Source organism: Streptomyces lasalocidi (genome assembly GCF_005280215.1).
GTDB classification, from domain to species: Bacteria; Actinomycetota; Actinomycetes; order Streptomycetales; family Streptomycetaceae; genus Streptomyces; species Streptomyces longwoodensis.
In genome coordinates, this window is sequence record NZ_SZNQ01000001.1 from 2,759,492 (window position 1) to 2,777,034 (window position 17,543).

At 73.0% G+C, this 17,543-nt stretch carries 14 protein-coding genes; 11 read left to right on the forward strand and 3 right to left on the reverse strand.

Features of this window, described 5'->3' with window-relative positions; translation table 11 throughout:
• Positions 1 to 26: 26 nt before the first annotated feature.
• The gene (locus E4U91_RS12245; protein WP_137306880.1) at positions 27 to 608 is read right to left on the reverse strand and encodes a biotin transporter BioY; all 582 of its coding nucleotides are present in this window, start codon (positions 606 to 608) and stop codon (positions 27 to 29) included.
• A 497-nt stretch (positions 609 to 1,105) separates the two neighbouring features.
• Between E4U91_RS12245 and E4U91_RS12250 the strand changes: the two genes are divergently transcribed.
• The 8 genes from E4U91_RS12250 to E4U91_RS12285 all read left to right on the forward strand — a co-directional run bounded on the left by E4U91_RS12250 (position 1,106) and on the right by E4U91_RS12285 (position 8,786).
• Positions 1,106 to 2,356: an ROK family transcriptional regulator gene (locus E4U91_RS12250; protein ID WP_137306881.1), complete on the forward strand. Its 1,251-nt coding sequence runs from the start codon at positions 1,106 to 1,108 to the stop codon at positions 2,354 to 2,356.
• A 246-nt stretch (positions 2,357 to 2,602) separates the two neighbouring features.
• A complete protein-coding gene (locus E4U91_RS12255) occupies positions 2,603 to 3,658 on the forward strand; it encodes an ABC transporter substrate-binding protein (RefSeq protein ID WP_137306882.1) in 1,056 nt (351 codons plus the stop codon).
• Complete coding sequence (locus tag E4U91_RS12260) at positions 3,655 to 4,503, forward strand: ABC transporter permease (protein ID WP_137306883.1); 849 nt, start codon at positions 3,655 to 3,657, stop codon at positions 4,501 to 4,503. Before E4U91_RS12255 ends, E4U91_RS12260 begins: the two co-directional genes overlap by 4 nt.
• Positions 4,479 to 5,213, forward strand: a complete 735-nt coding sequence (locus E4U91_RS12265) for an ABC transporter ATP-binding protein (RefSeq protein ID WP_137306884.1) — start codon at positions 4,479 to 4,481, stop codon at positions 5,211 to 5,213. The genes E4U91_RS12260 and E4U91_RS12265 overlap by 25 nt, the downstream gene beginning before the upstream one ends.
• A gap of 68 nt (positions 5,214 to 5,281) precedes the next feature.
• A complete protein-coding gene (locus tag E4U91_RS12270; RefSeq protein WP_137306885.1) occupies positions 5,282 to 6,628 on the forward strand; it encodes an LLM class flavin-dependent oxidoreductase in 1,347 nt (448 codons plus the stop codon).
• Positions 6,629 to 6,712: 84 nt separating this feature from the next.
• Positions 6,713 to 7,603: a TauD/TfdA dioxygenase family protein gene (locus E4U91_RS12275; RefSeq protein WP_137306886.1), complete on the forward strand. Its 891-nt coding sequence runs from the start codon at positions 6,713 to 6,715 to the stop codon at positions 7,601 to 7,603.
• Between the two features lie 106 nt (positions 7,604 to 7,709).
• Positions 7,710 to 8,360: a superoxide dismutase gene (locus tag E4U91_RS12280; RefSeq protein ID WP_137306887.1), complete on the forward strand. Its 651-nt coding sequence runs from the start codon at positions 7,710 to 7,712 to the stop codon at positions 8,358 to 8,360.
• Positions 8,361 to 8,513: 153 nt separating this feature from the next.
• Positions 8,514 to 8,786: a hypothetical protein gene (locus tag E4U91_RS12285; RefSeq protein ID WP_137306888.1), complete on the forward strand. Its 273-nt coding sequence runs from the start codon at positions 8,514 to 8,516 to the stop codon at positions 8,784 to 8,786.
• A gap of 3 nt (positions 8,787 to 8,789) precedes the next feature.
• Here the strand turns inward: E4U91_RS12285 and E4U91_RS12290 are convergent, their stop codons facing one another.
• Positions 8,790 to 9,434, reverse strand: a complete 645-nt coding sequence (locus E4U91_RS12290) for a mycothiol-dependent nitroreductase Rv2466c family protein (protein ID WP_137306889.1) — start codon at positions 9,432 to 9,434, stop codon at positions 8,790 to 8,792.
• A gap of 153 nt (positions 9,435 to 9,587) precedes the next feature.
• Between E4U91_RS12290 and pepN the strand changes: the two genes are divergently transcribed.
• On the forward strand, positions 9,588 to 12,185 hold the full coding sequence (pepN, locus tag E4U91_RS12295) for an aminopeptidase N (protein ID WP_137306890.1): 2,598 nt from the start codon (positions 9,588 to 9,590) through the stop codon (positions 12,183 to 12,185).
• A 222-nt stretch (positions 12,186 to 12,407) separates the two neighbouring features.
• Positions 12,408 to 13,457: a hypothetical protein gene (locus E4U91_RS12300; protein WP_137306891.1), complete on the forward strand. Its 1,050-nt coding sequence runs from the start codon at positions 12,408 to 12,410 to the stop codon at positions 13,455 to 13,457.
• Between the two features lie 10 nt (positions 13,458 to 13,467).
• Here E4U91_RS12300 and E4U91_RS12305 read toward each other — a convergent pair whose 3' ends face one another.
• The gene (locus E4U91_RS12305; protein WP_241678570.1) at positions 13,468 to 13,932 is read right to left on the reverse strand and encodes an NUDIX hydrolase; all 465 of its coding nucleotides are present in this window, start codon (positions 13,930 to 13,932) and stop codon (positions 13,468 to 13,470) included.
• A 277-nt stretch (positions 13,933 to 14,209) separates the two neighbouring features.
• On the opposite strand from E4U91_RS12305, the gene E4U91_RS12310 reads away from it, so the two are divergent.
• Positions 14,210 to 17,518, forward strand: coding sequence for a S8 family serine peptidase (locus E4U91_RS12310; protein WP_137306892.1), 3,309 nt, complete (start codon positions 14,210 to 14,212; stop codon positions 17,516 to 17,518).
• The last annotated feature ends 25 nt before the right edge of the window (positions 17,519 to 17,543 follow it).

The following is a 17,543-nucleotide window of genomic DNA, read 5'->3' on the forward strand; positions in this document are numbered from 1 at the left end:
GAGCCTCTTCGTTGCGCGGGGGGTGATCAGCGGTCGAGGAGCTTCCAGGCGGTGGGCAGCAGGCCCATCGCCAGCGCCGCCTTGAGGGCGTCGCCGATCAGGAACGGCGTGAGGCCGGCCGCGATCGCGGCGGACGCGGACATGCCGGTGGCCAGGGCCAGGTAGGGCACGCCGACGGCGTAGACGATCGCCTCGCCGAGCAGCATGGTGGCCGCCGTGCGCCACACGCTGCGGTCCGCGCCGCGCCGGGCGAGGGCACCGACGACGGTGGCGGCGAGGAGCATGCCGAGGACGTAGCCGAAGGAGGGGGCCGCCGCGCCGGAGCCGCCGCCCGCGAACCACGGCACACCGGCGACGCCCGCCAGCGCGTACAGCGCGAGGGACAGGAAGCCGCGGCGGGCACCGAGGGAGGTGCCGACGAGCAGCGCGGCGAAGGTCTGGCCGGTCACCGGCACCGGGGAGCCGGGGACCGGCACCGCGATCTGGGCCGCGAGCCCGGTCAGGGCGGCGCCGCCGAGGACCAGGGCCGCGTCCCGCAGGCGGGAGGCGGGCAGGAGGTCGGCGAGGACCTCGCCGGTACGGGCCGGTGCGGCGGCAGCGGTGCTCATTGGGGGACTCCGCGGGGTGAGGGCAGTGCTGGACACCGTGACGCTATCCCAGGGCGGCCGGCGTGATCACCGTCAGCCGTCGACAAAGGCGCCGCCACCGGCTTCATGGGGTCCGCACAAAGACCGCGGGCCATGCACGGTATGACGTGACACTGGTCACGGTGGTGGCGTGGCCGGTGCGACGCGGGCCGGGCGGGGGGCGTCTGTAGGGTTCCGCCAATCCGGGCGGGGCGTCTCATCCCGGACGGGGCGTCTCATCCCCGTGTCTCAGCGCTCGGTCGCCCTCTGGGCAGGACGTCGGCCGCCTTGCTAGCTTCGGGCGCATGGTCGCCCAGTCCCGGTACTTCTCGTCGCGTCGCCACGTCGACCTGCGGCGCGTGGACACGGCCGCCTGTCGCCCCCGGCGGTGAGGCGGCGGAGTCGCTCCGGCACGCCTCGCCCACTGCGCGAGCAGCGAAGTGAAGGCGCACTGCCGGACCGGCCCCGAGGAAGCTCCCATGCCCCGTACCGCGACACCCCGTACCCGGACGCCCGCCGTCCCCTCGTCCGCCACGGTGGCGGCCGACCCGTCCGCCTCGCCCGTCCCCCGGGTCGCCGACCCCGACCGGCGGCGCACCAGCGCCAGTGCGGTGCTGCGGTCGGTGCTGGAGCACGGCCCGGTGGCCCGCAGCACCGTGGCCCGGCTGACCGGGCTGTCCCCGGCGGCGGTGACCGAGCACTGCGCCCGGCTGGCCGGGCTCGGGCTGGTCCGGGAGGCGGCCCCGCCCCGCACGGCCGGCGCCCGCGTCGGCCGGCCGCACGTCCCCGTGGAACTGGACGACACCGGGTTCGTGGTGGCCGGGGTGCACGTGGCCGTGCCGTACACCACCGTCGCGCTGCTGGACCTGCGCGGGCGGGTGCTGGCCCGCCGGGAGGTCAAGCACGCCTCGGCGGACCCCGCCCGGGTGCTCAGCGGCGCCGTCGACGCGCTCCAGGCGCTGCTCACCCGGGCCGGCCGCCCGGCGCTGAACGTCGGGGTCGCGGTGGGCGGCTGGGTGGACCGGGACTCCGGGACGGTGGTGGAGCATCCGCTGCTGGGCTGGCGGGACGTGCCGGTGCGCGAGCAGCTCGGCGCCCGCACCGGCCTGCCGGTCCACGTGGACGGCCACGCGCGGGCGTTGGTCAACGCGGAGCGGCTGTTCGGGCGGGCCCGGGGCAGCGGGAGCCTGCTGCACCTGTTCGTCGGCAACGTGGTCGACGCGGCGTTCGCCACCCGGGACGGGGTGCACCACGGCCCCCGCTCGCAGGCGGGCGCCATCGCGCACCTGCCGCTGGCCGGGGGCAGTGAGCCCTGCGGGTGCGGACGGGTCGGCTGCCTCCAAGTGGAGCTGAGCGAGCGGACGTTGTGCCGACGGGCCCGGGAGGCGGGGGTCGTCGACGGGGCGAACCCGATGCGGGTGGTGGCCGCGGCGGCGGGCGGGCACCCGGTGGCGGTGCGGCTGCTGGTGGAGCGGGCGCGGATGGTGGGCCGGGCGGCGGCGCTGCTGCTCGACGTGCTGAACCCGGAGCGGGTCGTCGTCACCGAGGTGGGTGCCATGCTGCGCGCGGATTGCCTCGCGGCGTTGCGCGAGGAGGTCGGTGCCGCGCGGGCGGACTGTGTCGCGCCGACGAGTTTTCCGCTCGATTCGGTGCTGGCCGTGGCGGGCGGCGCGGTCGCCCTGGACGTGCTCTTCCGGGATCCGCTGGGCGCGTCACCTCGATTTAATTAATTCAGAAACGCGGAATGTTGACAGGGGCCGAGCGTGACCGGGAGCCTGGTGCTCATGAGCTGTCGCACCTTCTGTTGCTGACGCCCCGGCGCGCCGGGAGCGCCTTCCTCCTCCCGCCTTTCCCCGCGTAGTCACGCGCGTTCTTCCCCTTTTTCCGTCCGGGTATTGCGGCCCGTCTTTCCGCTGTACCCGGACGCCCGCTTCCCTGCCCTTTCCCTTTCCTGCCCTTTTCCCGGGAGTTCCGCCATGCCCGTGTCCCACGACCGACGTGTTTTCCTCGCCTCCGTGCTGGGGGCCGCCGCCTCGGTGGCCGGCCTCAGCGGCTGCGCCCAGAGCAGCGCCGCCAGCACCGGTGCGGGCGCCTCGTCGGCCCCGCTCGCCGACAAGGTGCCGGCGGGCACCCGCCTGAAGATCGCGTCGTTCCAGAACCAGCAGCAGCTCCTGTTCGAGCTGGCGAAACTGCCGGAGCTGCCGTTCACCGTGTCGAGCTGGCTGAACATCGGCGCCGGTCCCGACGTCATCAACGCGTTCCGCGCCAAGTCCCTGGACCTCGCCAACAACGCGGGCATCCCGCCGATCCAGGCGCACTACCAGGGCTTCGACGCGAAGATCGTCGCGATCGACGTGACCCGCAAGCCGAACTACGTGTTCGCCACCAAGCCCGGCAGCGACATCCACACGGTCGCCGACTTCAAGGGCCGGAAGCTGGCGTTCTCCCAGGGACAGGCGCAGGGCGTGGTGCTGCTGCGGGCCCTGAAGAAGGCGGGCCTCTCCTACGACGACGTACGGCTGGTGCCGCTGACCAGCAACCAGTTCCTCACCGCCCTGCAGTCCGGCCAGGTCGACATCGCGCCGCTCGGCAACCAGCAGGCGCCGGCCTACCTCCAGCAGTACGGCCACAAGGGCGCCCGGACCGTCACCACCGACGTCGTCGACCTGCTCAACCTGCTGTGGGCGCCGGTGTCGGTGCTCGACGACCGCGCCAAGGCGGCGGCGGTCGCCGCGTACATCCCGCAGTGGGCCAAGGGCCTGGTCTGGCAGTACGAGCACCCCGACGTCTGGAACGAGGAGTTCTACGTCAAGACGCAGAACCTCAGCCCGGCGCAGGCCCGCGGCATCTCGGCCCTCGCCAACAAGCCGCTGTTCCCGCCGCGCTGGGACGAGGCGATCGCCTGGGAGCAGGAGACCGCCGACCTGCTCGCGGAGGGCGGCTTCGTGAAGAAGTTCGACGTCTCGTCGCTCTTCGACCACCGCTTCGAGTCCCTCGCGGCCGAGGCCGTCCCCGAGGAGTACCGCAAGTGAGCGCCGTGACCACCACCACCGTGCCCGCGGCGCCCGCCGCCACCCCCGACGAACGGCCCAGGACCCGCCGCCGCGGCCTGTCCCCCGGCCGCCGGCTGCCCGCCGCACGGCTGGCCGGACCCCTGCTCGTGCTCGCCCTGTGGGCCGCCGCCTCCGCCGCCGGACGCCTCGACCCGGCCGCGATCCCCGCGCCCTGGACGGTGCTGCGCACCGGGGTCCACCTGTGGACCGACGGGACGCTGGCCGGGGACATCGCCACCTCGCTGCAGCGCGCCGGGTACGGCTTCGCCATCGGGCTCACCGCGGGCGTCGTGCTGGCGCTGGCGTCCGGGCTGAGCCGCACCGGCGAGGCCCTGATCGACGGGACCGTCCAGCTGAACCGGGCGATCCCGACGCTGGGCCTGATCCCGCTGTTCATCCTCTGGCTGGGCATCGGCGAGACCTTCAAGATCGCCATCATCGCGATCGTCGTCTACATCCCGATCTACCTCAACACCCATGCCGCGCTGGCCGGGATCGACCACCGCTTCGTCGAACTCGCCGAGGTGCAGGGCCTGTCCAGGGCCCGCTTCGTCCGGGAGGTCGTCGTCCCCGGGGCGCTGCCCGGGTTCTTCGTGGGACTCCGGCTCGGCGTCACCGGCTCCTGGCTGGGCCTGGTGGTGCTGGAGCAGATCAACGCCACCAGCGGGCTCGGCTACCTGATGTTCCAGGCCACCAACTACGGCCAGTCGGACGTGATCCTGGTCGGCCTGGTGGTGTACGGCATCTTCGGCCTGGTCTCCGACAGCGTGGTCCGCCTCGTCGAACGGAGGGTGCTGTCATGGCGCCGCACACTGAGCAGCTGACCCGTCCCGCCGTCCGGCTCGAGGGGCTGACCCGCTCCTTCGAGGGGCGCACCGTCCTCGACGGCGTCGACCTGGAGATCCCCGCGGGGCAGTTCGTGGCGCTGCTCGGGCACAGCGGGTCCGGCAAGAGCACCCTGCTGCGGGCCGTCGCGGGCCTGGACCACGAGGTCACCGGCAGCGGCCGGCTGACCGCGCCGGAGCGGGTGTCGGTGGTCTTCCAGGACTCCCGGCTGCTGCCCTGGCGGCGGATCCTGCCCAACGTGCTGCTCGGCCTGGACGGCAAGGACGCCGAGGAGCGGGGCCGCGCGGCCCTCGCCGAGGTCGGCCTCGCCGGGCGCGAGCGGGCCTGGCCCAGCGAACTGTCCGGCGGTGAGGCCCAGCGCGCCGCGCTGGCCCGCTCGCTGGTGCGCGAGCCGGAACTGCTGCTCGCCGACGAGCCGTTCGGGGCGCTGGACGCGCTGACCCGGATCAGGATGCACGCGCTGCTGCGGGAGCTGTGGAAGCGGCACCGGCCGTCGGTGCTGCTGGTCACCCACGACGTGGACGAGGCGATCGTCCTCGCGGACCGGGTGCTCGTCCTCGACCACGGCCGCATCGGCCTGGACCTGACCGTCGACCGGCCGCACCCGCGCTCGTACCGGGACCCGCTGCTGAGCGAGTACCGCACCGAACTGCTCGGCGCGCTCGGGGTGGTCGAGGACACGGACTGAGCGGCGGCCGCCGCCTCCCCGCGCCCTCCGACGACCCCGGACGCCCCCGCCCCCAGCGAAGGACCCCCATGCCCCGTCAGCTCCACCTCAACGCGTTCCTGATGAACACCGGCCACCACGAGGCGTCGTGGCGGCTCCCCGAGAGCGACCCGTCGGCGCACGTCGACCTCGCCCACTACGTGCGGCTGGCCCGCACCGCCGAGCGCGGCACGTTCGACTCGCTGTTCCTCGCCGACGGCCCCCAGCTGTGGAGCAGCGTCGCCCAGCGTCCCGCCGGGGCGCTGGAGCCGCTCACCCTGCTGACCGCGCTGGCGACGGCCACCGAGCACATCGGGCTGATCGCCACCGCCTCCACGTCCTACAACTCCCCCTACAACCTGGCCCGCAAGTTCGCCTCGCTGGACATCATCAGCGGCGGCCGCGCGGGCTGGAACATCGTCACCACCGCCGGCGCGGAGGCGGCCCGCAACTTCGGGCTGGACGCCGAGCCCGCGCACGCCGAGCGGTACGCCCGGGCCGCCGAGTTCCTCGACGTGGCGCTCAAGCTCTGGGACAGCTGGGAGGACGACGCGATCGTCGCCGACAAGGCCTCCGGCGTCTGGGGCGACGACGCCAAGATCCACCCGCCCCGGCACCGGGGGACGTACTTCAGCGTCGAGGGCGCCCTCAACGTGCCGCGCACGCCCCAGGGTTACCCGCTGCTGGTGCAGGCCGGCTCCTCGGAGGACGGCAAGGCCTTCGCCGCCCGGTACGCGGAGGCGGTGTTCACCGCCCAGCAGACCATCGAGGACGCCCGGGCCTTCTACGCCGACCTGAAGTCCCGCACCGTGCGGGCGGGGCGCGACCCGGAGCACGTCAAGGTGCTGCCCGGCATCGTCCCGGTGCTCGGCTCCACCGAGGCCGAGGCCCGCGCCCAGGAGGAGCTGCTGGAGGACCACATCGTGCACCGGCACGGGGTGGACCACCTCGAACGGCTGCTCCAACTGCCCGCCGGCTCCCTGGACCTGGACGCCGAGCTGCCCGCGGACCTGCCCCCGGAGAGTGAGATCGAGGGCGCCAAGAGCCGCTACACGCTGGTCGTCGAACTGGCCCGGCGCGAGCGGCTGACCGTACGGCGGCTGATCGGCCGGCTGGGCGGCGGGCGCGGGCACCTCACCTTCGCGGGCACGCCCGAGCAGGTCGCCGACGCGATCGAGACCTGGTTCACCCAGGGCGCGGCCGACGGGTTCAACATCATGCCGCCGGTGCTGCCGTCCGGGCTGGAGCTGTTCGTCGACCACGTCGTGCCGCTGCTGCGCGCCCGCGGCCTGCTGCGCACCGCGTACGGGCCGCGCACCACCCTGCGCGAGCGCTACGGCCTGCCCCGCCCGGCCAACCAGTACGTCCGCCCGGCCGGCGCACCCGCCCTCGTCTGACCCGTCCCGCCCCGGCCCCTCCTCCTCGCCCCTTCACCTGCTCTTCGCCCTGCCGCTCACTCCCCCTGTCCCGAGAGGTCCGTCATGAGCATCGAGATCACCAAGGTCACCGCCCGGATCGGCGCGCACGTCTCCGGCGTCGACCTCACCCGCCCGCTCGCCGAGGCGGAGGTCGCCGCGCTCCGGGAGGCGCTGAACACCCACAAGGCGCTCGTCCTGGACGCGCACGGCCTGGACGACGCCGGCCAGCAGGCGTTCGCCCGCCGGTTCGGCGACCTCACCACCGCCCACCCGACGGTCGGCGCGGTGGCGGACGCCCCGCACGTGCTGCCCGTCGACAGCGAGCGGGGCCGCGCCAACCACTGGCACACCGACGTCACGTTCGTCCTCAACCCGCCGCAGGCCACCACCCTGCGCTCGCTCACCGTCCCGCCGTACGGCGGCGAGACGCTGATCGCCAACCAGGCCGCCGCCTACCGCGACCTGCCCGAGCCGCTGCGCCGGCTCGCCGACACGCTGTGGGCGGAGCACACCAACGACTACGACTACGCCGTGCCGGAGGAGGACATCGACGAGGAGAAGGCCGCCCAGCGCGCCCAGTTCACCTCGATCGCGTACCGCACGGTCCACCCGGTGGTCCGCGTGCACCCGCTGACCGGCGAACGCGGCCTGTTCATCGGCGGGTTCGCGCAGCGCCTCGTGGGGCTGTCGCTGGGCGAGTCCCGCAAGCTGCTCGACCTGCTCCAGTCGTACGTGACCCGGCCGGAGAACGTGCTGCGCCACCGCTGGTCGGAGAACCAGCTGGTCGTCTTCGACAACCGCATCACCCAGCACTACGCCATCGACAACTACGACGGCCTGCCCCGCCGGCTGCACCGGGTGACCGTCGCCGGGGACGTCCCGGTCGGGATCGAGGGCAAGGAGAGCTACTCGATCGAGGGCGACGCCTCGCACTACACGCCCGTGGCGGCGTAGGGACGCGCGGCCCGCCGCGAAAGCCCCCGTGGTCTCGTCCACGGGGGCTTCTTGCTGCTAGGTTGTTGTTGCGAACCAGTTGCAATAAGCCGAGGGGACCCCGCGCATGCCCGTGTACACGCTGCCCGACCTGCCGTACGACTACGCGGCGCTGGCCCCCGTGATCAGCCCGGAGATCATCGAGCTGCACCACGACAAGCACCACGCGGCCTACGTCAAGGGCGCCAACGACACGCTGGAGCAGCTGGCCGAGGCGCGCGACAAGGAGCAGTGGGGCTCGGTCAACGGCCTGGAGAAGAACCTGGCCTTCCACCTGTCGGGGCACGTCCTGCACTCGATCTACTGGCAGAACATGACGGGCCCGCGGGACGGCGGCGGCGAGCCGCTGGCGCAGGACGGCGTCGGCGAGCTGGCCGAGGCGATCCGGGAGTCCTTCGGCTCCTTCGCCGGCTTCAAGGCCCAGCTGTCCAAGGCCGCCGCGACCACCCAGGGCTCCGGCTGGGGCGTCCTCGCCTACGAGCCGCTCGCCGGCCGGCTGGTCGTGGAGCAGGTCTACGACCACCAGGGCAACGTCGGCCAGGGCGCCGTCCCCCTCCTGGTGTTCGACGCCTGGGAGCACGCCTTCTACCTCCAGTACAGGAACCAGAAGGTCGACTTCATCGAGGCGATGTGGGAGGTCGTGAACTGGCAGGACGTCGCCCGGCGCCTCACGGCCGCCCGGACCCGCGGGAACGTCCTGCTGCTGCCGGCGCCCTGAACCCTCCCTGGTCCCGTACCCCCTGGGCGTCCTGCCTCGTGATCGTCTTCTCACCCTTCACGCGGGCAGGCGGAGAAAGAAGGAAGGCCCCCCGCGCGGACGTGACGCGCGGGGGGCCTTCCCGTGTGCGGGATTACGGGCCATCGTGGCGGGATGCCGATGGAGAGGTCGCTGCCCTGTCACACCTGCGGTACGTACCAGCCGCACCGGCAGCCCAAGGACGACCGGGAGCGCGGTGTCCTCCGCGCGCTGCGGGGCCTCGGGCCCCGTGCCTACGTGGACGACCACTGGATTTGCGTCAGCACCGATCGGGACTGCCGCAACATCCGCACCGCCTGGCGGGTCAAGCCGCTGAACCCGCCCCGGAAGATGCCGGAGCCCGGTGCCGAAGGGGCCGAGGAGGCACCGGCGGGATCCGGGAGGTGAGGCTCAGAGGTTGCTGAAGTCCGGGCCCTTGGTCCGGGTGCGCTTGATCTCGTAGAAGCCGGGGACCGAGGCGACGGCCAGGGTGCCGTCCCACAGCCGGGCGGCCTCCTCGCCCTTCGGCGCGGGGGTGACGACCGGGCCGAAGAAGGCGATCTGCTCGCCGTCGGCGCCGGGCACGGCGATGACCGGGGTGCCCACCTCCTGGCCGACCTTCTCGATGCCCTCCTTGTGGGAGGCGCGCAGCTCGGCGTCGAACTCGAAGTCCTCCTGGTCGGCGTAGTCGATGAGGTCGGCGGGCAGGCCGACGTCCGCGAGCGCCCCGGCGACGGCCTCCAGGGTCGGGCCCTCGCCGTTGTTGTGGATGCGGGTGCCGAGCGCGGTGTACAGCGGGCCGAGGACGTCCTCGCCGTGCTTCTGCCAGGCGGCGGTGACCACCCGGACCGGCTTCCACGCCTTGGTGGCCAGCATCTCCCGGTACTCCGCGGGCAGCTCGTCGAGCTTGTCCTCGTTGAGGACGGCCAGGCTCATCACGTGCCAGCGCACCTCGATGTCCCGGACCTTCTCCACCTCCAGCACCCAGCGGGAGGTCATCCACGCCCACGGGCACAGCGGGTCGAACCAGAAGTCGACGGGCGTCTTCTCCGACATGTCTCTCCTCAGCGAGCTCAGCGGCGCGATGCAGTCTTCCCCCGGACAACGTCCGCGGTCGTCCCGGTCATTCCCTGCTGCCCGGCGTCAGGGGCGCATGGCAGGATCGGCCCTGTCACATGACCTCGGCACACGCAGTGAGGGAGTCCGCCCGTGCCCGGTGAGAACCTGTCCCGCGACGAGGCCCGGGAGCGGGCCGCCCTGTTGTCCGTCGAGGGGTACGACGTGTCCCTCGACGTGCGCTCGGCGGTCGGCGACGCTCCGGCCGGCGAGCCGCGCACCTTCCGCTCGGTGACCACGGTCCGCTTCCGCTGCAACGAACCGGGCGCCTCGGCCTTCGCCGACCTGATCGCGCCGCGGGTGACGGCCGTGTCCCTCAACGGCCGCGACCTGGACCCGGCCGAGGTCTTCGACGGCTCCCGGATCGCGCTGGAGGACCTGGCCGCCGAGAACGAGCTGGTCGTGGACGCGCAGTGCGCCTACTCGCGCACCGGTGAGGGCCTGCACCGCTTCGTCGACCCGGAGGACGGCGAGGTCTACCTGTACACGCAGTACGAGCCGGCCGACTCCCGGCGGGTGTTCGCGAACTTCGAGCAGCCCGACCTCAAGGCGCCGTTCCGCTTCGAGGTGCGCGCGCCCGAGGGGTGGACGGTGTGGAGCAACGGCGCCGGCACCCTCGCGGACGGCGTGTGGCGGTTCGCTGAGACCCGGCCGATCTCGACGTACATCACCTGCGTCGTGGCGGGCCCGTACCACTACGTCACCGACTCCTACGAGCGCGAGCTGCCCGACGGCTCCACGCTGCGCATCCCGCTCGGCGCCCTGTGCCGCAAGGGGCTCGCGCCGCACTTCGACGCCGACGACGTGTTCCTGGTGACCAAGCAGGGCCTGGACTTCTTCCACGAGCACTTCGACTACCCGTACCCCTTCGGCAAGTACGACCAGGCGTTCGTGCCCGAGTACAACCTCGGCGCGATGGAGAACCCGGGGCTGGTCACCTTCCGCGAGGAGTTCATCTTCCGGGGCAAGGTCACCCGGTCCTCCTACGAGGCCCGGGCCAATGTGATCCTGCACGAGATGGCCCACATGTGGTTCGGCGACCTGGTCACCATGGCCTGGTGGGACGACCTGTGGCTGAAGGAGTCGTTCGCGGACTTCATGGGCACCTTCGCCAACGTCGGCGCGACCCGCTTCACCGACGCCTGGATCACCTTCGCCAACCGCCGCAAGGCCTGGGCGTACCGCGCGGACCAGCTGCCCTCCACGCACCCGATCACCGCCGACATCCGCGACCTGCAGGACGCCAAGCTCAACTTCGACGGCATCACCTACGCCAAGGGCGCCTCGGTGCTCAAGCAGCTGGTGGCGTACGTCGGCCAGGACGCCTTCCTGGAGGGCGCGCGGCGCTACTTCCAGCGGCACGCGTACGGCAATACGCGCCTGGGCGACCTGCTGTCGGTGCTGGCGGAGACCAGCGGCCGGGACATGGGCACGTGGGCGCGGTCCTGGCTGCAGACGGCGGGCGTGAACGCGCTCACGCCCCAGGTGCTGCTGGACGCCGGCGGCCGGATCGACGAGCTGGCGGTGGTGCAGGAGGCCGCCGAGTCGCACCCGGAGCTGCGCCCGCACCGGGTCGCGGTCGGGCTGTACCGGCGCACCCCGGCCGGGGCACTGGAGCGGTACGCGCGCGCCGAGGTGGACGTCGACGGCCCGCGCACGGTGGTCACGGAGCTGGCCGGCGCCGGGGCGCCCGAGCTGGTGCTGGTCAACGACGACGACCTGACCTACTGCAAGATCCGCTTCGACGCGACCTCGCTGGACACGCTCCGGGAGCACCTGGGCGCGCTGGCCGACCCGCTGGCCCGTGCCCTGTGCTGGTCGGCGCTGTGGAACCTGACCCGGGACGCGCTGCTGCCGGCGCGGGAGTTCATCGCGCTGGTGCTGCGCTTCGCGGGGCGCGAGAGCGACATCGGCGTGCTGCAGATGCTGCACGCGTGGGCGAGGTCGGCGCTGGAGCACTACGCGGCGCCGGGCTGGCGGCCCACCGGTGAGCGGCTGCTGGCCGAGGGCGCGCTGGAGGAACTGCGGGAGGCCGCGCCGGGCAGCGAGCAGCAGCTGACGTGGGCCCGCTTCTACGCCGCGGTGGCCTGCGGCGAGGGCGACCTGCGGCTGCTGGGCGAACTGCTGGACGGCACCGGCAAGATCGACGGTCTGGAGGTGGACCAGGAGCTGCGCTGGGCGTTCCTGGAGCCGCTGGCCGCGCACGGCGTCGCCGACGAGCAGGCCCTGGCGGCCGAACTGGCCCGCGACGACACGGCGTCCGGCAAGCGTCACCAGGTCCGCTGCCTGGCCGCGCGCCCCTCGGCGGCGGTGAAGGCGCAGGCGTGGGCGCAGGTAGTGGAGTCGGACGCGCTGTCCAACGCGCTGGTGGGGGCCACCATCGCGGGCTTCTCGCAGTCCTCGCAGCGGGAGCTGCTCGCGCCGTACACCGAGAAGTACTTCGCGGCGATCGAGCGGGTGTGGGCCGAGCGGTCCATCCAGATCGGCATGGACGTGGTGTCGGGCCTGTTCCCGTCGTTGCAGGACTCCCCCGAGACGCTGGCGGCGACCGACGCGTGGCTGACCGGGCACGAGGGCGCGCCGCCGGCGCTGCGCCGGCTGGTGCTGGAGGCGCGGGACGACCTGGCGCGGACGCTGCGCGGCCAGGAGTGCGACGCGCGGGCGGAGGCCACGGCACCCACGGCACCCTGACCCCTGACCCCTGACGACCTTTGGCCAGCGATTGGGCCGACGGTCACCGTTACGAAATTCGGGCAATCCTCACCGTAACCCCTGGACCCACCCCTCGGGACCAGGGGTTTTCGGCGCCTATCGGCATCCGAACACCCGCCCTTTAGTACGCGCTTGTCCGGAATTGTCGACGAGCGTGTAACAGCGGTTAAGCGGCCGATCCGGCGCGGGAATCCCCGGGTCATGAACCACAACACCCCGGTCCCCCCGCTCTCGCCCCGCCCCCTGCGCCACCTCTCGGACGTCCAGCGGCGCGTCCTGACCACCGCCCAGCTGCGCAGCCACGGCGTCTCGCCCGCCGAGACCGCCGAGCAGTGCCGGCCCGGCGGCCCCTGGCAGCAGCTCCTGCCGGGCGTGTACCTGCTCCACCCCGGGCCGCCCACCGGCGAGGAGCGCCTGCACGCGGTCCTGCTGTACGCCGCGCGGCAGACCGTCTCCCCCGCGGTGCCGGTCCAGCCGGGGGCCGGGGGACCGCACCGGGCGGCGTACGCCGACGCGATGATCACGGGTCTCGCGGCCCTCACCCTCCACGGCTTCACCTGCGCTCCCCCGCTGCTCTCCCTGGAGCGGGTCGACGTCCTGGTGCCGCGGCTGCGCCGGCTGCGCTCGACGGGGTGCGCGCGGATCGTGCGCACCGCCGAGCTGCCCGCACCCGAGCAGGTGACGGGCGTCCCGGTGGCGCCGGTGCCGCGGGCGCTGGCCGACGCGGTGGCGGAGCTGACGGACGCCGGGGCGGTCCGGCGGCTGCTGACCGAGGCGGTGCGCGGCGGCCACTGCGAACCGGCCGCGGTGGTGCGGGAGCTGACCCGGGCCAAGCTGCTCGCCCGGCCGCACGTGGTGGACGCGGTGGACTCGCTGCTGGCGGAGGGGCGGGCGATCGCCGAGGAGCGGCTCTACCGCATGGTCCGCGAGTACGGCCTGCCCGACCCGGTGTGGAACGTCGACCTGCGCCTGCCCGGCGGACCGCACCTCGGCGGCCTCGACGCGTACTGGCCGGAGCAGGCGGTCGCGGTGGAGCTGGACACCCGGGCGCCCCGCCAGGACGAGGACGCGCTGTGGTCGGAGTACGCCCGCAAGCGGGAGCACCTGGAGCGGCTGGGCATCACGGTCGTGCACGTCACCCCGCGCAAGCTGCGCGACGCGGCGGAGCAGCAGGCGGCGGTGATCCGCACGGCGCTGATGGCGGCGGGCGACCGGGACCCGGCCGCGTACGTCGTGGTGCTGCCGCGGTGACGGCCGGGGGTCACCCCTCCGCGGCCGCCACCCGCCCCGTCGGCGGCCGTTCGCGCCACAGGCGCAGGCCCACGTCGACCATGCGGATCCGGCGCAGGCCGGGCACCTCGGCCAGGTCGTGCCAGGCGGCCAGGTCCGTCGAACCGCCGGTCTCGTGGCGCAGGTCGCCGCCCGTGACCCGGGCCTCGTAGACGAGCCGGACGCCGTGGTGGTCCACCGGGCGGCGCAGCACGCCGCCGCCGGGGAGGACGCGGCGGAAGGAGTCGAGGCCGAGGAGCCCGGTCACCTCGACGCGGTACCCGGTCTCCTCCTCCAGCTCGCGCACCACGGTGTCGTACGGGTCCTCGCCGTGCTCCATGCCGCCGCCGGGCAGCACCCATTCCGGGGTGCCGTCGGCGGCCGGCGAGCGGGCCAGCAGCAGGTGTCCGTCGCGGACGCACACGGCGTAGGCCGCCACCCTCAAGTTCTGTCGCACGGGGGGACGTTAACGGCTGCCGGGCCGACGGGCAGGCGAATTGTCCGGCCCACGCGGCCCGTCGGGCCCACAGGAATGTCACAGCTTGGCCGGTGGCGTCCGTAAAATCCATCGCGGGTTTTCCCCATACATCCATTTCGATTCGGTCAACCCTCCCCAAATAGCTGTCTCTTGCGTAAAGCTGTGCGACCGTCCGGGACCGGATTCCGGACGGGTGCGACCGGGCGTGATGCGCCGCGGTCGTATGACGCACGCTCCTTCACTGCAAGGGATGCCGATGACCCACACCCCCGAGCGGGAACCGGGCCGGGGCGCCGGACGCGCGGTCCGCATAGCCGTGGCCGCCGGTCTGGTGACCGCGCTGTCCGCGGCCGGGCCCATACCCATGGCCTTCTCCGCCGACCAGACCCCCGTCGCCGCCGACCCGGGCGTGAAGTCCGCCCACGACAAGCTCGGCGCCGACGATGCCGACCTGCTCGCCGACGCCAAGGCGGCCGGCGACAAGAACGTCACCCTGATGGTCGCCACCGCGCCCGGGAAGACCGAGCAGGTCGCCGAGGAGCTGGACGGCGTCAAGGGCGGCTCGGTGGGCCGCTCCTACGACAAGCTCGGCTACGTCCGCGCCACCGTCCCCACCGCCAAGGCCGACGCGGCCATCGCCGCCGCCGCCAAGCTGTCCTCGGTGCACGCGATCGACCTGCGCCAGGAGATCCAGCTCGACGACCCGACCCCGAGCGCCGACACCGCGCACGGCGCCAAGGGCGGCACCGGCACGGCGACGTACCCGGCGCCCGGCAAGAAGACCCCCGCGGTCAACCCGTACAACCCGTCCTTCGAGACGGGCGCCGTCGACTTCGTGCGCGAGCACCCCAAGGCCGACGGCCGCGGCGTCACCATCGGCATCCTCGACTCCGGCGTGGACCTCGGCCACCCGGCGCTGCAGAAGACCACCACCGGCGAGCGCAAGATCGTCGACTGGGTCACCGCGACCGACCCGATCGTCGACAGCGACGGCACCTGGCGGCGGATGACCAACCCGGTCAGCGGCCCGTCGTTCAGCTACGGCGGCGCCACCTGGAAGGCGCCCACGGGCAGCTACCAGGTCAGCCTGTTCCGCGAGTCCGCCACGGCCGGCGGCGACGCCAAGGGCGACGCCAACCGCGACGGTGACACCACCGACGCCTGGGGCCTGCTCTACGACCCGGCCGCCGGCACGGTCCGCGTCGACCTGAACAACAACTTCGACTTCACCGACGACACGCCGATGAAGCCGTACAAGGACGGCTACCAGGTCGGGTACTTCGGCACCGACGACCCGACGACGGACGTCGTCGAGCGCCAGCCGTTCGTCGTGGAGATCCGCAAGGACGTCCCCACCGACCCGTACGGCGGCGACTGGGTCGGCAAGAAGGCCGACTTCGTCAACATCGGCGTCATCGAGTCCGAGCACGGCACCCACGTCGCCGGCATCACCTCCGCCAACGGCCTGTTCGGCGGGCAGATGGACGGTGCGGCGCCCGGCGCGAAGATCGTGTCGTCCCGCGCCTGCACCTGGACCGGCGGCTGCACCAACGTCGCGCTGACCGAGGGCATGATCGACCTCGTCGTCAACCGCGGCGTCGACATCGTCAACATGTCGATCGGCGGCCTGCCGGCACTCAACGACGGCAACAACGCCCGCTCCGAGCTGTACACGCGGCTCATCGACACCTACGGCGTCCAGCTGGTCATCTCCGCGGGCAACTCCGGCCCCGGCGCCAACACCATCGGCGACCCCGGCCTCGCGGACAAGGTCATCTCCGTCGGCGCGTCCATCTCCAAGGAGACCTGGGCGTCCAACTACGGCTCCGCCGTGACGAAGAAGTACGCGATGATGCCGTTCTCCTCGCGCGGCCCGCGTGAGGACGGCGGCTTCACGCCGACCCTGACCGCGCCCGGCGCGTCGATCAACACCACCCAGACCTGGCTGCCGGGCTCCCCGGTCGCCGAGGCGGGCTACACGCTGCCGGCCGGCTACTCCATGCTGCAGGGCACCTCGATGGCTTCCCCGCAGGCCGCCGGCGCCTCCGCGCTGCTGCTGTCCGCGGCCGAGCAGAAGCACATCGACCTGACGCCCGCCGTGCTGCGCACGGCCCTGACCTCCACCGCCGACCACATCAAGGGTGTGCAGGCGTACGAGGAGGGCGCGGGCCTGATCGACATCGTGGACGCCTGGGACGCGATCCGCCACGGTGCCTCCGCGCACGACTACACCGTCAAGGCCCCGGTCGACACCGCGATCGACTACGCGCTGAAGGAGCCGGGCTTCGGCACCGGCCTCTACGACCGCGAGGGCGGCCTGAAGGCCGGTCAGAAGAAGACCTACGACGTCACCGTCACCCGCACCTCCGGCCCCGACAAGGCGGTCCGGCACGAGCTGCACTTCGCGAACAACGCCGGCGGCACCTTCCGGATCGTCGGCTCCGACGAGGTGAAGCTGCCGCTGAACCAGCCGGTCACCGTCAAGGTCCAGGCGGCCCCGCGCTCGGCGGGCCTGAAGAGCGCGATCCTCGAGGTCGACGACCCGCGCACCGAGGGCGTGGACAAGCAGATCATGACCACGGTCGTGGTCTCCGCGCCGGTGCAGTACACCTTCAGCGCGTCGGACACCGTGCAGCGCAACAGCACGCAGTCCTACTTCGTGACCGTCCCCGAGGGCGCCACGTCCCTCGAGGTCGCCATCGGCGGGCTGAAGGACAAGAGCCAGACCCGGTTCATCGCCATCCACCCCTACGGCGTCCCGCAGGACAACACCTCGACGCCGTACTGCTACAACAACTACCTCGACGGCAACGGCTGCCGGCCCGACGTGCGCGCCTACGCCGCCCCGGCCCCCGGCGTCTGGGAGATCGAGGTCGAGTCGCGCCGTACGTCGCCGCTGCTCGACAACCCGTACAAGCTGGACGTCACCGTGCTCGGCGCGGACTTCGCGCCGGCGACCGTGACCGTGCCCGAGGCCAAGGTCGGCACGCCGGCCGCCGCCTCCTGGACGGTGACCAACCGCTTCGCCGCGCTCGACGGCAAGCTGGTCGGCGGCCCGCTCGGCTCGTCGAAGACGACCCGCCCGAGCATCGCCCAGGGCGAGACGCAGACCACCACGGTCGAGGTGCCCGCGGGCGCCACGTCGCTGGACGTCGCCATCGGCAAGGTCTCCGACACCTCCGCCGACCTGGACCTCACGGTCTACGACGCGGCCGGCACGCAGGTCGCCCAGTCCGCCGACGGCGACTCGGAGGAGGCGGTCTCCATCCCGTCGCCCGCCGCCGGCACGTACACCATCCAGGTCGCGGGCTACTCGGTGCCGGCCGGTTCCACCGCGTACGACTACCGGGACGTGTTCTTCTCGACGTCCCTCGGCACGGTCGACGTCGCCGGCTCCGCGCCGGTGAAGCTGGCCACGGGCGCCTCGGCGTCCGTGTCGGCCACCGTCACCGCCGCGGCCGCCGCGCCGGAGGGCCGGGCCTTCTTCGGCCGGGTCCAGCTGGTGAACGCGAACGGCACGGTCGCGGGCACCGGCAACGTGGCCATCGGCAAGGTCACACCGTGACACCGTGACACCGCGACTGCGGTGA

What these genes read in the sequence shown, in the direction of transcription:
- E4U91_RS12250 (WP_137306881.1), top strand. Translation starts at nt 1,106, where the DNA reads ATGCCCCGTACCGCGACACCCCGTACCCGGACGCCCGCCGTCCCCTCG.
- E4U91_RS12255 (WP_137306882.1), top strand. Translation starts at nt 2,603, where the DNA reads ATGCCCGTGTCCCACGACCGACGTGTTTTCCTCGCCTCCGTGCTGGGG.
- E4U91_RS12275 (WP_137306886.1), top strand. Translation starts at nt 6,713, where the DNA reads ATGAGCATCGAGATCACCAAGGTCACCGCCCGGATCGGCGCGCACGTC.
- E4U91_RS12285 (WP_137306888.1), top strand. Translation starts at nt 8,514, where the DNA reads ATGCCGATGGAGAGGTCGCTGCCCTGTCACACCTGCGGTACGTACCAG.
- E4U91_RS12310 (WP_137306892.1), top strand. Translation starts at nt 14,210, where the DNA reads ATGACCCACACCCCCGAGCGGGAACCGGGCCGGGGCGCCGGACGCGCG.
- E4U91_RS12290 (WP_137306889.1), bottom strand. Translation starts at nt 9,434, where the DNA reads ATGTCGGAGAAGACGCCCGTCGACTTCTGGTTCGACCCGCTGTGCCCG.
- E4U91_RS12280 (WP_137306887.1), top strand. Translation starts at nt 7,710, where the DNA reads ATGCCCGTGTACACGCTGCCCGACCTGCCGTACGACTACGCGGCGCTG.
- E4U91_RS12265 (WP_137306884.1), top strand. Translation starts at nt 4,479, where the DNA reads ATGGCGCCGCACACTGAGCAGCTGACCCGTCCCGCCGTCCGGCTCGAG.
- E4U91_RS12245 (WP_137306880.1), bottom strand. Translation starts at nt 608, where the DNA reads ATGAGCACCGCTGCCGCCGCACCGGCCCGTACCGGCGAGGTCCTCGCC.
- E4U91_RS12300 (WP_137306891.1), top strand. Translation starts at nt 12,408, where the DNA reads ATGAACCACAACACCCCGGTCCCCCCGCTCTCGCCCCGCCCCCTGCGC.
- E4U91_RS12270 (WP_137306885.1), top strand. Translation starts at nt 5,282, where the DNA reads ATGCCCCGTCAGCTCCACCTCAACGCGTTCCTGATGAACACCGGCCAC.